Source organism: Halogranum amylolyticum (genome assembly GCF_900110465.1).
GTDB lineage: Archaea > Halobacteriota > Halobacteria > Halobacteriales > Haloferacaceae > Halogranum > Halogranum amylolyticum.
The window spans coordinates 1-13,479 of record NZ_FODV01000023.1; the positions used below are offsets into that span (position 1 = coordinate 1).

Annotated in this window: 9 protein-coding genes and 3 pseudogenes; 3 read left to right on the plus strand and 9 right to left on the minus strand. The window is 64.2% G+C overall.

Annotated features, from left to right (window positions below; all coding sequences use genetic code 11):
• The 3 genes and pseudogenes from BSG17_RS27305 to BSG17_RS28060 all read left to right on the plus strand — a co-directional run.
• A pseudogene (locus BSG17_RS27305) lies at nt 1-648 on the plus strand (hypothetical protein); the annotation flags it as partial.
• Between the two features lie 220 nt (nt 649-868).
• A complete protein-coding gene (locus tag BSG17_RS22015; RefSeq protein WP_089827546.1) occupies nt 869-1,498 on the plus strand; it encodes a DUF7344 domain-containing protein in 630 nt (209 codons plus the stop codon).
• 133 nt (nt 1,499-1,631) lie between these two features.
• Complete coding sequence (locus BSG17_RS28060) at nt 1,632-3,176, plus strand: helix-turn-helix transcriptional regulator (RefSeq protein ID WP_089827547.1); 1,545 nt, start codon at nt 1,632-1,634, stop codon at nt 3,174-3,176.
• A gap of 221 nt (nt 3,177-3,397) precedes the next feature.
• Here the strand turns inward: BSG17_RS28060 and BSG17_RS28770 are convergent.
• The 9 genes and pseudogenes from BSG17_RS28770 to BSG17_RS22060 all read right to left on the minus strand — a co-directional run.
• Nucleotides 3,398-3,496, minus strand: a pseudogene (locus BSG17_RS28770) (hypothetical protein); the annotation flags it as partial.
• Nucleotides 3,493-4,128 carry an AAA family ATPase gene (locus BSG17_RS28065; protein ID WP_244531666.1) on the minus strand — a complete coding sequence of 212 codons (636 nt, stop codon included), beginning with the start codon at nt 4,126-4,128 and terminating at the stop codon, nt 3,493-3,495. The gene BSG17_RS28065 and the pseudogene BSG17_RS28770, both read right to left, overlap by 4 nt.
• 542 nt (nt 4,129-4,670) lie before the next feature.
• On the minus strand, nt 4,671-6,011 hold the full coding sequence (locus BSG17_RS22030) for a CapA family protein (protein WP_089827548.1): 1,341 nt from the start codon (nt 6,009-6,011) through the stop codon (nt 4,671-4,673).
• 59 nt (nt 6,012-6,070) lie between these two features.
• Entirely contained in the window at nt 6,071-7,762 is a 1,692-nt protein-coding gene (locus tag BSG17_RS22035) for an asparagine synthase-related protein (RefSeq protein WP_089827549.1), read from the minus strand.
• Between the two features lie 33 nt (nt 7,763-7,795).
• Complete coding sequence (gene glmS, locus BSG17_RS22040; protein WP_089827550.1) at nt 7,796-9,604, minus strand: glutamine--fructose-6-phosphate transaminase (isomerizing); 1,809 nt, start codon at nt 9,602-9,604, stop codon at nt 7,796-7,798.
• A gap of 441 nt (nt 9,605-10,045) precedes the next feature.
• A pseudogene (locus tag BSG17_RS22045) lies at nt 10,046-10,330 on the minus strand (DUF7563 family protein); the annotation flags it as partial.
• Nucleotides 10,331-10,645: 315 nt separating this feature from the next.
• On the minus strand, nt 10,646-11,275 hold the full coding sequence (locus BSG17_RS22050; protein WP_394327981.1) for a DUF7344 domain-containing protein: 630 nt from the start codon (nt 11,273-11,275) through the stop codon (nt 10,646-10,648).
• A gap of 163 nt (nt 11,276-11,438) precedes the next feature.
• Nucleotides 11,439-12,389: a glycosyltransferase gene (locus BSG17_RS22055; protein ID WP_089827552.1), complete on the minus strand. Its 951-nt coding sequence runs from the start codon at nt 12,387-12,389 to the stop codon at nt 11,439-11,441.
• Nucleotides 12,386-13,417 (minus strand): DUF354 domain-containing protein, encoded by a 1,032-nt coding sequence (locus BSG17_RS22060; protein ID WP_089827553.1) that lies wholly within the window; start codon nt 13,415-13,417, stop codon nt 12,386-12,388. The genes BSG17_RS22055 and BSG17_RS22060 overlap by 4 nt, the downstream gene beginning before the upstream one ends.
• Nucleotides 13,418-13,479 lie beyond the last annotated feature (62 nt).

The window sequence follows — 13,479 nt, forward strand, 5'->3', positions numbered from 1 at the left end:
GAGACGGAGACCGAGACCGACGACGGCGGCGGCGGTCTGTTCGGCGACGGCGGTCTGTTCGGGAGTGACGACGACAGCGACGGCGAGAACGACGGCGACGACGGAAACGCAGACGGTACTGACGACGGCGGTAGCAACACCGACGACGACAGCACCAACGGTGGTGACGGCGGCAGTACCGACGACGGATCGTCGACGGACTCGCCGACGGACTCGCCGACAGACTCGCCGACGGACTCGCCGACAGACTCGCCGACAGACTCGCCGACGGACTCGCCGACAGACTCGCCGACAGACTCGCCGACGGACTCGCCGACAGAGAGTCCAACTCAGTCACCGACGCCGACGAACTCTCCGACAGACTCACCGACAGAGAGTCCAACTCAGTCACCGACGCCGACGAACTCTTCGACGCCGACCGCTACCCCGACTGAGACGGCGACGCGAACCGAGACATCGACGTCGACTCAGACGTCAACCGAAACGTCGACGTCGACCACGACCTCCACGTCGACACCGACGTCGACCGCGACCTCTACGTCGACCGAGACGCCGACGTCAGGTACAACGAATGACACGTCGACCGCAGAATCCACCACGGCGACGTCGACGAGTGTGTCAGATGACACGTCTACGTCCACGGAGTGATTCGTTCACACGACGTGTGTGACCACGTCTCAGAACATTTCACTTATCTTGTGAATCTGGCCGTCACGAACGGTGTACGACCTGTTTAAACAGTTCGAAACCGATTTCGTCGGACGCGCGTCGGACGCTCAGACGCCAGAAATCAGCCGTTGCAACTGTGTGCAACAGTCGGGAGTGTCGGTCCGGTTTATTATCAATCCGTTATTCCGCTTGACCAGCGATGAACGCAACGCAGTCGACCCGTGCATCCCCCACGTCCGCCGAGGCAAGCGGCGACGTGGCGCAGTTCGAACCGCTCTCGAAGGACAAACTGTTCCACATCCTACAGAACCAGCGGCGACGATACGCCCTCCGGTACTTGCAAGGGACCGAGGGCGTCGTGGACATGCGCGACGTCGCCGAGCAGGTCGCCGCGTGGGAGCACGACACGACCGTCCAGCAACTCACGTCAAACCAGCGTCAGCGAGCGTACATCTCGCTCTACCAGTGTCACCTGCCGAAGCTCGACGACGAGGGGATCATCGAGTACAACCAGCAGCGTGGCTTCGTCGAGCGGACGCCGTTGGCGAACCAGCTCGATCCGTACCTCGACACCCACGACTTGACAGAGGAGGAGGAGTCGGAGGCCGACGACGAGTCGACGCCGGCACGGGAGGGCCGGCAGTCTGGCGCCTCGGAGTGGATGGCGATCGGCGGCGTCGCGGTCGCGGCGCTGCTGTCGGCGCTCACCGCACTCGACGTGTCGGTGTTCGCCGGCATCCCGGACCTCGCGGTGGCTGGCGTGGTTCTGTGTCTCTGTTCGTTCCTGACACTCAGACTTCCCCGTTCGCTGTCACAGTCAGTTCGGTAACGATATCGGCGTCACGCTCCCCGATTTAGTAGGTTCGCGCACGATCCGCTGGTCATAACCGTGAACTCTACGTGTGAGGACATAATTCTGTGAACACGAAGAGCGGACAAGCCGTTCCGTCCCGACCCGACCCATGCACATCCGTACACGCGCCGCGGTACTCGCCGCGTTAGTCCTCATTGTCAGCCTCGTTGCGGCCCCCGTCGCTGCCGCCACCGCCCAACTCGGCGCGGTCACCGTCGAGGGCGACGCCGTCGTCCAGACGGACGCAAACGAGACGTATCTCTGGCAGTCCGAACCGTTCTCGGTCAACACGTCGTTCGCCACCGACACCGACGGTGTCTATCAGTTCTGTCTCGAGGCACAGAGCGAAAACGGATCGGAGCGGCTCTCGTGTCAGTCCCAGTCGGTCGAGGAGGGAACGACCACGTCGGTGTCGTTCACGGTCCAGAACGTTTCCGACACCGAACTCGCCGGAGAGACGCAACTGAACGTCTCTGCATCCGAGTCGTTCAACAGCAGCAGCGCGACGGTCAACCGTTCGGTCTCCGTCTACGTCATCACGAAAGACGGCGACTTCGACGACGACGGTCTGGAGAATCGGGTGGAGGTTCGATACGGGTCCGAGATGAACGGAACCGACACCGACGGCGACGGCCTACAAGACGGTCCCGAGATACGAGAGTACGAAACCGACCCGACCGACAACGACAGCGACGGTGACGGTCTTCTGGACAGCCGAGAGCTACAGATCGGGACCGACCCGACGAACCCGGACACGGACGGCGATGGACTCACCGACGGAGAGGAGATAAACGAATTCGAAACCGACCCGAAGGAGACCGACACGGACGGTGACGGTCTTCCCGACGGCAAGGAGGTGCAACAGCACGGAACCGATCCGACCGACCCGGACACGGACGGCGACGGCCTCCGCGACGACCGCGAGGTAGTGCAGGGGACGGTCCCCAACGACGAGGCCGACAGCGACGAAGACGGTCTCGACGACACCGAGGAAGTCAAACACGGGACGAACGCCTCGAAGGCCGACACCGACGGCGACTTTCTCTCTGACTCCACGGAGGTCCGTCTCGGCACCGACCCGACCGACCCGACCACGCCCCTCGTACTCCTCGCCGGGCTCGGCTTCCTCGTCGTCGGGCTCGTGGGGTTCCTCCGCGTGTTCGGTCCCGACGACGTCCGCACCTGGGTCGCCGAGCGCGACGTCGTCTCCCGCGTGGCGACCCTGAGTGCCACCGACGCGGCTACCAACGGTTCGGACGTCTCGACGAGCGACGGGTCGTCGACGACCTCGACGTCTCCTGCGTCCGTCGGCTCCGCCGAATCTACCACCTCCACCGCCCCCGCTGCCGGCGACGGCTCGATGGAAACGACCGACGCGGAGGCGGCGGACGACGAACTCCCGTTCGACCTCTCGGACCCGCTCACCGACGAGGACGAGGTGTTGAAACTGCTCTACGAGGCCGACGGTCGACTCCGGCAGAGCGAGATCAACAACTCGACGGAGTGGTCGAAGTCGAAGGTCAGTCGGTTGCTCTCCAGGATGGAAGACGAGGGGAAGATCCGAAAGATCACCATCGGCCGCGAGAACCTCGTGACGCTGGCCGACCGCGTGCCGCAGAGCGCCGAGTCGCCGTTCGACGAGGACGACTCGTAGTCGGATCCGCGTCTCTGTCGGAGCAGGTCTCGACGTGACTGTCGAGCACTCCGAATTGTCGACACTCTCGATTCTGTCTCGTGGGAGTGTATCGAGCGGTCCGACACCCTCTCCCCGGATTTCAGATGAATTCGCACAGTGGAGAACTCGAATAGCTCCTGCTCGGCGCTCTGGTCGCGGGCGACGTCACCGGCTTTCAGTAGGAGGTCGAGGGATTTTCGGGCATCACCGCTTTCGCGAGCGCCGTAGGCAGCGCACAGTCTGATGACAGCGTCGCTGACGGTGTCGGGTTTGAATGCAACGTTGCGGCGCTGACTCAATACTTCTTGTAGTTCTTGGGCGTTGTACGTAGAAAATGAGATGCTGCGTTCACAGAGGCTGGAGCGAACTTTGGGCGAGAGGCGTTTGCGGTAGGAGAGATCGTTCGAGATGCCGATGACGGTAACCCGGCTTTTTCCAAATGTTGGTTCTCCCGAGCACGAGAGAGCTGATAAAGAATTGAACCGTCTTCGAGATGGTCGACTTCGTCGAGGACGACGAGGACGATTCCGTTCAGTTGATCGAACTCGTTCCACATCAGGTGGTATACTTGTGAACGAGAGTAGCCGGATTCGCTGATCTGGTCTTCGATGGGGCGAAGACGGTTGACGAGATTGACCGCTACCTGATACGAAGAGTCTGTACCGTCACAGTTGACGAGTTGAGAGTTCACGCGGAGATCGTCATACTGTTCGGCGTCACTTTGCAGCCTGTTGAGCAGAAAACGAGTGGCGGCGGTTTTGCCGACGCCAGCCTTACCGTAGAGGAAGATATTGTTCGGTTGCTCCCCAGAGATGGCGGGTTGGAGTGCAGAGTGGTACTGTTGAAGCTCGTCGTCGCGACCGACGAGGGTTTCCGGGGTGTAGTCGTCGAGGAGAGCGTCGCGGTTGCGGTAGATTGAGTCGTCCCGCACGAAGTCGAGATTAGCTATTGTTCGGCGTCTCTCAGTCGGGTAGCATAAGTCTGGGAAACCGACTGTTCCAGTGCCTCCAATGTCTGGGGTCCTTTATAATAGACTCTCACCCCAGAGTTCCAGTGTCTTTGGACAAAAGTGTGTAACGATACCCGACGGAGAATCGGATTGAGACTTAAAATAGAGTGAAAAGATGATGAGAACCCAGACGATATTACGGAGAGTCAAACTGCAGTAGGGTGGTATACTGCTGTCTTTCGAATCAGTACAATTTCCTATACCAATACTATTCTAATGTAGATTCTAGAGAGAAGAGAATAACTGGATGTGTTCGAGGCGAAGCACTGGAAATGTGGGGTGGGAGTGTAGCCAAAAAGAATATATTGGGAAAAGGACACTGGCGGCACTGGAAGTGGTGGTGGGTGGTTCTGTAGTATCTGTATGAGGCTTAGTAAACACGTGCTCTTCGGTGTTCTATATCCATCACGCCTCCTGCTGACAACCTCCGAGAACGTCGTCGGACACCGCAAAACTCTCACCGACTACCGAAACTGCCCGAGCACCGCCTTCACCGTCCGCTGTCTCGACGACGGCAGGTCGTACAGCTGTTGGTCCTCGGTCCAGGCGAACAGCTCGCGGACGTCGCGACGGATCTCCGGCGTCCGGCGGTCCCGGACGTCGCCGGTCTGCACGGCGAGCGCCGTCTCGATGGCGTCGCGGTGGGACTCGTTGCGGACGACGTTCAGGAGCGTCAGCAGTTCGGTCCGTCGCTCCTCGGCGCCCCACACGTCGTCGCCGAGCGCCGCCTTCGGGTCCTTGAGCAGTTGGAGCGGCCCGGAGGCGGTGCCGGCACGGAGCCAGTTGCTGTACCGCTGTTCGAACAGGCGGACGGCGATCTCCTGCCAGTAGGCGTGTAGGCGTTCGCGGTCGGCCGTGATCTCCGAGACGCGGTGCAGGTAATCGAGATGATCGTCGACGTCGCGGTCGCGACCCATCACGTCGACGACGCCGTCGACCAGTTCCGTCGGGAGCAGATCGACGCCGGTGATCGTGTCGCCGCGGAGCGTCAGTTCGACGCAGAGTCCCCACTTCGTGTTCGGGCGGTTCGACTGGTCGAACAGGAAGTTGCCGAGACTGTAGTAGACGGGGCTGCCGTCGTACTCCTCCCACCCCTGTGCGACGTGGGGGTGGTGGCCGACGACGGCGTCCGCGCCGGCGTCGACGAACCCACGGAGCTGCGCCTGTCGCTGCTGAGGCGGCAGCGGGGTGAACTCCACGCCGCCGTGGGCGACGACGACCACGACGTCGGTGTCGGCGTTCGCCTCGGCGATCCGACGCTCGGTGCTGCGGTGGGAGGCCCACGCCGTCCCCGGCGTGTCGCGTTCGGCGACGCCGAACTCCCGTTCGCAGACGTTCACCACTGCGACGGAGGTGTTTTCGAGAGAGAGTTCGAGCGGGTCGAGCGCTGCCTGCTGGCTCTCGCCCGCGCCGACGGTCTGCAGACCGGCGTCGTTACAGGCGTCCAGCGTCGCGGTCAACCCGCCCTCGCCGTGGTCCATGATGTGGTTGTTGGCGAGACAGGCGACGTCGAAGCCTGTATCGGCGAGGAGCTGTGGTGCGGCCGGGTCCGACGCCTTCGCCGGTCCCGACTTCGCGATCGGGTCGCCGTCGCCGGGGATCGGTGCCTCCAGATTGACGAGCGCGTGGTCGGCCGCCGCGATGCGCTCGCGGAGGTCGTCGCCGATGGGGTCGTCGGCGAGGTTGTCCCGGTAGATACAGTCGCCGGCGAAGAACAGTCGGCGCTCGGGCGAGTCGTCGATGCTGTCACCGTCGTCGAGGTCGACGTCGACGAGGTTGAGTCGGTCTGCTGGTGTGGTTGTCATGGAGTCGAGTCAGAAGTGAGTCGTAGTGGTGCGTTCGGGGACGGGAAGTCGAATCTGTCTCACGTCGAGGTGGACGGTGGGCGCAGTAGTTGGTCCGGTGTGCAGCGCGACTCGCCCGTCGCGAACTCGATCCACGTCGTCAGATCGTTCATCCGGAGCTTCACTCGCGGCGGCAGGCTGTGGACCTCCTCGTAGCCGGGGAACAGTTTCTGATCGAGGTTGTTCCGCTCGTAGAGCTCCTTGCGGTCCGGCCACGGGTTCTCGAAGGACCGGACGACGGGGAGTTTCTCGCGGAGGAACTTCTCGATCTGGTTCATCCGGAACGAGTGGTGCGGTCTGTCCGGCGGCTGGTGGCGCAGGATGTCGGGGTCGAGCCGCCGGAGCGCCTGCAGGAACGTCTCGGTGTTGCGGCGTTCCGGCGGCGTCTTCAGGTGCCAGTCGAGCAGTTCGCGGTCGACGGCGACGAAGCTCTCGACGTAGTGGTCCGCGAGGTGGCCGCGGAACGGAAGCGTCGGCTTCTGTTTGACGCCGAGCAGATCCATCGCGTTGTGCGGGTCGTCCGCGCGGTCGAAACACGCCTCGTAGCGGGGTTCGATGACGTTGCGGGCGAACTCGTCCGCCGAGCGACTGTCGAGCCCCCCGCAGTCGGGGAGCGTGTCGTCGCCGAGAAATCCCAGTTTCTCGGCGAAGTGCTGTGAGACGTCCGGTTCCGGTTCCAACCCCTGCAGCGGGAAGGTACGGTCGAACAGTTCGAGTCCCTTGCCCGGGAGGAAGAACCCCCGGAACAGCGTGTCGAACAGCATCCCGTGGTAGATGGTGTCGACCTCGATCTCGTCGTTGTTGCCGCGGTGGTGGATGTGCAGCGACTCGCGGATCCCCTGTGAGTACTGGATGACCTCCGGGCGGACGTCGAGATATCGCTCGGTCACCTCCAGCGTCTCGTGGTCGATACCGTACTGTTCGGCGAGTCGCTCCGCGACCGTCACCTCGTCGGAGTCGGGCGTCCCGAGCGTGTAACCGACGTCGAGATTCGGGTGCTGCGAGAGGATCGCACGCGAGTCGTAGCCGGCGCTGAGGAGCATCCCCTTCCGTCCGGGTAGGTCGATCCGTCGCTGGATGGCCCGCTCCAGTCGCTCGGCCAACTCCGCCGCGTAGTCGAACGTCTCCGGGGGCTGTGGGTCGTAGACGAACCGCGACAGCTCGCCCGTCGCCTCGGGGGTGAGATAGCCGTCGAACGGCACTCGGTGAAGTTCGTCGAACACCGTCGCCTCGTCGAAGGCGACCCCGAAGTGAGTCACCTCGGTGAGTGCCTGTCTGTCGAGCGACGCGTTCGGCACCGCCTGTGCGACGTTCGCCGCGTCGGTCCCGAACACACGAACCCCCGGTGCGTCGGTGAAGTAACACTCCCACGAGCGGATCGCGTCGGTGACGAGTTGGGCGTCGCCGCCGTGTTCCACGTAGGCGAGATACGAACCGTTCAGGACGTCGAACGCGTCGTCGCCGACTTCGGCGTAGCGTGCCAACAGCTCCTTGGCCGGCGAGACGCCGGTCTCCGAGACGACCTCGCCCCAGATGACGCAGGTCCCCGCCTCGCCGTCGTGCGCGACGGTTCGACCTGGGAGTCCGTAGCCCAGATCGCGGACACCGATGGTCACCTGCTCGGTCTCGACGACCGCGTTGAAGCGTGCCGGGTTACAGAAGCGCTCGAAGTCGGCTCGCTCTCCGAAGACGCCGAACAGTTCGTTCTGCATCGTCGATGATGTCACGAGAGGTGTGTCGATGCGCTATTCCACCGTTACGCTCTTCGCGAGGTTCCGTGGCTTGTCGATCTCGCGGTCGAGCAGGTCGGCGGTGTAGTAGGAGACGAGCTGGAGCTGGACGTTCGCGAGGAGCCCAGCGATGTCGGGGTGTGTCTCCGGAATGTGGAGCACCGTGTCGGCGAACTCGTGGACGCTGTCGGCGTCGTCGGTGACGGCGACGATGTCGGCGCCGCGGGTGTGCGCCTCCTCGGCGTTCTTCCGCGTCTTCTCGCCGTTTTCGCCCGTGAACATCGAGAACACGACCGACTTCGGCGTCACGAGCGCGAGCGGCCCGTGCTTCAGCTCACCCGAGGCGAACCCTTCTGCGTGCTCGTAGGTGATCTCCTTGAACTTCAGTGCGCCCTCGAGTGCGACGGGGTACTCGTTGTCGCGACCGATGAAGAAGTACGAGTTCTTGTCGAGATACTTCTCGCCGACCGCTTCGGCCGTCGACGTCTCCAGCACCTCGTCGATGTACTCGGGGAGGTTCTGGAGTTCTGCGAAGAACTCCTCGTTGTCCTCCCGCGCCGTCCCCTGCTCGAGGTCCTGGGAGAGTCGGTGTGCGAGCAGCGTCAGCGTCGCGACCTGCGAGGAGAACGTCTTGGTCGCGGCGACGCCAATCTCGGGACCGGCGCGGATGTACAGGGCGTGGTCGGCCTCGCGAGCGGCGCTCGACCCGACGACGTTCGTCACCGCGACGGTCTCGGCGCCGGCGTCCTGTGCGGCGCGGAGCGCCGAGATGGTGTCTGCGGTCTCACCGCTCTGCGTGACTGCGATAGTGAGCGTGTCCTCCGTCACCGTCGCCGTGTCGTACTCGCTGGCGATGGTCGCCGTCGCGCGGATTCCCGTCCGCTGGAGCTGTTGTGCCCCGTAGAGCGCGGCGTGGTAGGAGGTCCCGCACGCGATGAACTCCACGTGGTCGACGTCGTCGAACGTCCCCCGCGGGAACTCCTCGAGATCGACGTCGCCGTCGTCGGTGATGCGGCCACCGAGCGTGTTCGAGAGGGAGTCGGCCTGCTCGTTGATCTCCTTGAGCATGTAGTGATCGTACTTCCCCTTGCCGGTCTCCTCTGCGTTCCACTCGACCTCCTCGACGTCGCGCTCGACGACGTTCCCCTCGCGGTCGGTCAGCACGAGGTTCTCGGGTGTGACCTCCGCGAAGTCGCCGTTCTGGATGTACATGACCTCGTCGGTGAAGTCGAGGAACGCGGGGACGTCGCTCGCGAGATAGAAGCGGTCGTCGTCGACGCCGACGACGAGCGGCGAGTCCTGCCGCGCGGCGTACACTTTGTCCTCGCCGTCGACCATCAGCGCGACCGCGTAGCTCCCGTCGAGTTCGTCGACGGCGGTCTTGAACGCTTCCTCCACGTCCATTCCGCGGTCGAGGTGGTGTTCGACGAGATGAGGGATTACCTCCGTGTCGGTCTCGCTCTGGAACTCGTAGCCCTCGGCTTCCAACTGCCGGCGGATGGACTCGTAGTTCTCGACGATGCCGTTGTGGACGACGACGACTTCGTCGGTGTGACTCGTGTGCGGGTGAGCGTTGTCGTCGGTCGGCGGTCCGTGGGTACTCCAGCGGGTGTGGCCGATGCCGACGCTCCCGTTCGGCACGTCGCTCGCGATGGTATCCTTCAGGTCGCTGATCTTGCCGGCCTTCTTCCGGACGGCGATCCCGCTGCCGTTCTGGACGGCGATCCCCGCCGAGTCGTAGCCGCGATACTCCAGGTTCTCGAGACCGGTGAGCAGCTCGCCGACTGCGTCGTCCGAGCCGACGCACGCGATGATCCCACACATCAGTGGGCTCCCTTTGTGCTGTTTCGGTCAGTTTTCTGCGCGGTCCAACCACCGTGGTTCCGGTCGAACGTGCCCGGTCGGTTCATGTTGTGTGTGTCTCCTCCCGCGCAGTCTCCCAGTGCAGGAGATGACGCGGCTCTGTGACTGCTGCTTTGGCTGAAAGGCCCATTATTATACGTGGGCTAACAGTCTGAGCCCTCCATACGCCGATTTTCGCCGTCGCGTTTAGGTGCCGATGAGGGTGCAACCGTCGACAACAGCCCCCGTTGCGACTACCCGCTCATACACCGAATTTCGGGCCGTATCGCGCTTAGGACAGGGGTAAACGGCCTCGAACAGCCGAATTCGGCACACCCGCTGTCTGGGTCCGGACGCCTGGAGAACTCGTCGATCGCCCGAATCTGTTGCTAAGATAACAATAACTTACTCGTCGATCGGCGGTCACCGCTCCGGCGACGCGGCCCACGGGGCGGTCCGCGGACCGATATCCGCCTCGATACTGGCGTGGTGCGAACGTCGCCGGTCGTGAGTCGACGAAGCGTCGCTCTCGCGAGTCGGAAACAGGCGGTTCACCGACGGCGGCGACGCCGGCCAGGTGACGCGTTTGTGTTCTGTCTGGAGCTGAGTCGCCTCGCGCAGGTCGCGGGTCCGCTGACAGCCGTAGACCTCGTCGTCGTTGTTCCCGAACACCCGCGCGAACTGTGGGGTGGCGAACGCGCCACATCGGCCGCACGCACTCTGGGCACCGGACTGGTGTGTACTCGTGGCTCGTCTCCCAGCTCCCGACGACGCCTCTTTGTTATCTCGCTGGTGAGTCTACGTAACCGGACAGTAGCACGATTCGTGTGCCGTAACAACAGTTGTACTGGCTCCGCTCGATCCGGGCGACGGAACGCCGTCCCCGATCCACCGTAGCCGACACGTCGGCGTCGATTGACCAGTGGTCGCTCCACCGCCGTCGCTGTGGCTCTCCAGCGAACTCGACATCTCGGATACTAGATAGGTCTGTCGTCGCAGCGAGTACAGTCCGTCGACGGCGGCTCAGTTACGGTTCCGGTAGGCGAGGCCCACCGTGACGAACAAGAACATCCCGGTGATGAACGTCGCGAGAGAGCTCGACAGCGCCGTCGGCGCGACGCCGACCCAAGACGCGGCGGTGAGTGCGACGCCGATCGCCGTCGCACTGCCGTAGTAGCGCGTCGAGTCGGCCGTCGGTTCGACGACGGACGCTGCCGAGGTGGCGGCGTCTGCCTCGCCCGAGTCACTCGCGGTATCCTCCTGGGAACCGCCGTTCAGATAGTGATCGAACCGATCTGCGAGGGCGGTTCGTTCGACGACGCCGCGGCTCTGGTTGTATTCGACGATTCCCTTCTCGTCGAGCTTCGGCAGGTGACTCTGGTAGAGCGCGATGTAGACGCGCTGGCGTTCGTCGGAGGTGAGCTGCCGGAGGGTCGTGTCGTGCTCCCACGCGGCCACCTGTTCGGCGACGTCGCGCATGTCGACGCGCTCCTTGTCGGTCGCCTGGAGGTACTTCAGCACGCGGCGACGACGCTGGTTCTGCAGGATGTGAAACAGGTCGTCCTTCGAGAGGTCGGCGACCGCCGGTTCGTCGTCGGTCGTGATCTCGTCTCGATGCTCCATCTCGACCTCGACTGTCTGTGCCGTGCTCATCGCTGTTCTCGTTTCAGTAGACGGACGTTTTCTCCATCAACGTCTCTCCCAAACAGTTTAGTATCGACGAGAGTCGCTCGAACCGAGGTAACCGGGGACGGCCTCCAGATCCCAAAACACGTTGAATCCGGCCGTCTCGTCACCGACAGCGCCTCACAGGGGTTTATACGACAGATCGGTAGACGTCGAGCAGTCGGTCGCCCATCTCCTCGAGGGACAACCCGTCGACCATCTCGCGTCCGTCCGACCGGGCGTCGCCAGCGACGACGTCGGCCAGTCCGGCGGCCAACGCGGCGTCGTCGTCGGCGACGACCGAGTTCGTCACGTCGTCGAGCACATCGGGGGCGAACCCGACGGACGTCGAGACGACGGGGACGTTACAGGCGGCCGCCTCGCGGACGACCATCGGCCCGCTCTCGTACTCGGAGGTGACTAGCAACGCGTCGGCCGCGTTGAAGTAGTACGGCATCTCCTCGTAGTCGACGCCCGACACCGTCCGGAGGTCGACGCCGGCTTCGTCGGCCACGCGCTCGGCGCGCGCGTAGTCCTTCACCGGCCGCTCGGTGTCGTAGGGGAACAGCGCGATCTTCTCCCCAACTGGCCAGCCGACGCGCTCGCGTGCCTCCGTCCGGTCGATGGGGCGGAACAGGTCGGTGTCGACCCCATACGGGATGCGGTGGTGCGGCACCGACAGCTCCTCGGACAGCGGTTTTGATGGCGAGACGACGGCGTCGAACCGCTCGCCACAGAGCTCGCTGAGCGTCGCGAGCCACGACGGACCCAGCACGTCCGACCCCCACAGTGAGAGGACGATCGGACGCACCGGTTGTGCCAGCGCCATCGGCGCGGTCAGCCCGTAGTTGGCGTGGACGAGGTCGAACTCCTCCAAACTCCGGCCGAGCGTCTGCAGGTAGAAGGCGAGATACTCCCGCGGCCCGCGACCCTCGCCCGCACGCGGGACGACGACCGTCACGCATTCGACGCCGCGCTCCTCCAGCACCTCGACCTGCTTCCGGAAGAACGACCGCTCGGACGTCGTCAGCTGCAGGACGCGGAGGTCGACGCCGTCGGTCTCCTCGTCGGCTGTCGCCGTCGGCTCCGATTCCGGACTCATTGCCGGAGTGCGTCCAGCACCGTCTCGGTCGTATCGCCCTTCTCGTCGAGGAGTCGCTCGCGACGGACGTCCCAGTCGTCGCCCTCCTCGCCGTCGAGGACGTCGACGGCCGTCTCGAGCGCGTTGGCGTGGCGGTACGCCCCCTGACAGTTGTAGAGCAGCCCGTAGCGGGCCTCGATCTCGTCGGTGTACCCCATCCGCAGCGTGTTGACGTAGACGGCGGGTGTGCCCAGCACCGCGCTCTCGACGGCCATCGTCGCCCCCTCGCCGACGAACAGGTCGGCGTACGCCAGCACGTGGTGGATACGGTGCGGTGCGACGGTGGCGCGGCGGTCCTCCAACTCCTCGGGGAGGGACGCCTCCGACGTGATGATCACCTGCGCGCCCGTCGCCTCCAACTGCTCGACCACGTCGCCGATGTCGTCGAAGCCGGCCTCGCCGACGTCGTGGGAGGCGTCCCACGAGACGAGTCGGAGCACGACCAACTTCTCCTCGGGGTCGACCCCGAGCTCCTCCAGCACGCTCGGGTCCGGGTCGAACCGATCGGGGTGGAGGTAGGCCAGTTCGTGGTAGCCGGCGTACTCCCGCTGACTGCTCCCGGCGTCGTCGTGGAAGCACTCGGGCGTCCACACCTCGTCGGCGACGGGGAACGTGATCTTGTTCGCCGGGGCGTGCTCGGTGTCGGTGAAGACGACGCTGCGCGCGCCGACGAGCGCGGCGACGTGCGCCACCGCGGTGCCGCCGATTGCGGCCATCACGTCCGGCTGAATCTCGCGGGCCCGCTTCAGCAGTTTGTACTCGTACTGCAGCTGCGAGGTCGCCATCCCGCCGACGCCGCCGAGCACGCCGCTGCCCTGCCCGTCGAGCAGCACCTCGTGGTCGATGTCGTAGGCGTCCAGCAGGTCGACGGCGACCTCCTTGTCGCGGGCGAACACGTACACCTCGTGACCCTCGTCCTCCAACTCCCCGATGGCGTGTTTGAAGAAGTGGACGTGTGCCGGATGCTGGATGGTGATGACGTACTTCATCGGTCGCCTCCAGCTGTCGCGTCCCCAGCCTGCGTCGACGTGCGTGCGTCCTGAATCATCGT

Excerpts from the sequence above, each read along its gene's own strand:
- BSG17_RS22015 (WP_089827546.1), top strand. The coding sequence starts at position 869 with ATGAACGCAACGCAGTCGACCCGTGCATCCCCCACGTCCGCCGAGGCA.
- BSG17_RS22050 (WP_394327981.1), bottom strand. The coding sequence starts at position 11,275 with ATGAGCACGGCACAGACAGTCGAGGTCGAGATGGAGCATCGAGACGAG.
- BSG17_RS22035 (WP_089827549.1), bottom strand. The coding sequence starts at position 7,762 with ATGCAGAACGAACTGTTCGGCGTCTTCGGAGAGCGAGCCGACTTCGAG.
- BSG17_RS22055 (WP_089827552.1), bottom strand. The coding sequence starts at position 12,389 with ATGAGTCCGGAATCGGAGCCGACGGCGACAGCCGACGAGGAGACCGAC.
- BSG17_RS22060 (WP_089827553.1), bottom strand. The coding sequence starts at position 13,417 with ATGAAGTACGTCATCACCATCCAGCATCCGGCACACGTCCACTTCTTC.
- BSG17_RS22030 (WP_089827548.1), bottom strand. The coding sequence starts at position 6,011 with ATGACAACCACACCAGCAGACCGACTCAACCTCGTCGACGTCGACCTC.
- glmS (WP_089827550.1), bottom strand. The coding sequence starts at position 9,604 with ATGTGTGGGATCATCGCGTGCGTCGGCTCGGACGACGCAGTCGGCGAG.
- BSG17_RS28060 (WP_089827547.1), top strand. The coding sequence starts at position 1,632 with ATGCACATCCGTACACGCGCCGCGGTACTCGCCGCGTTAGTCCTCATT.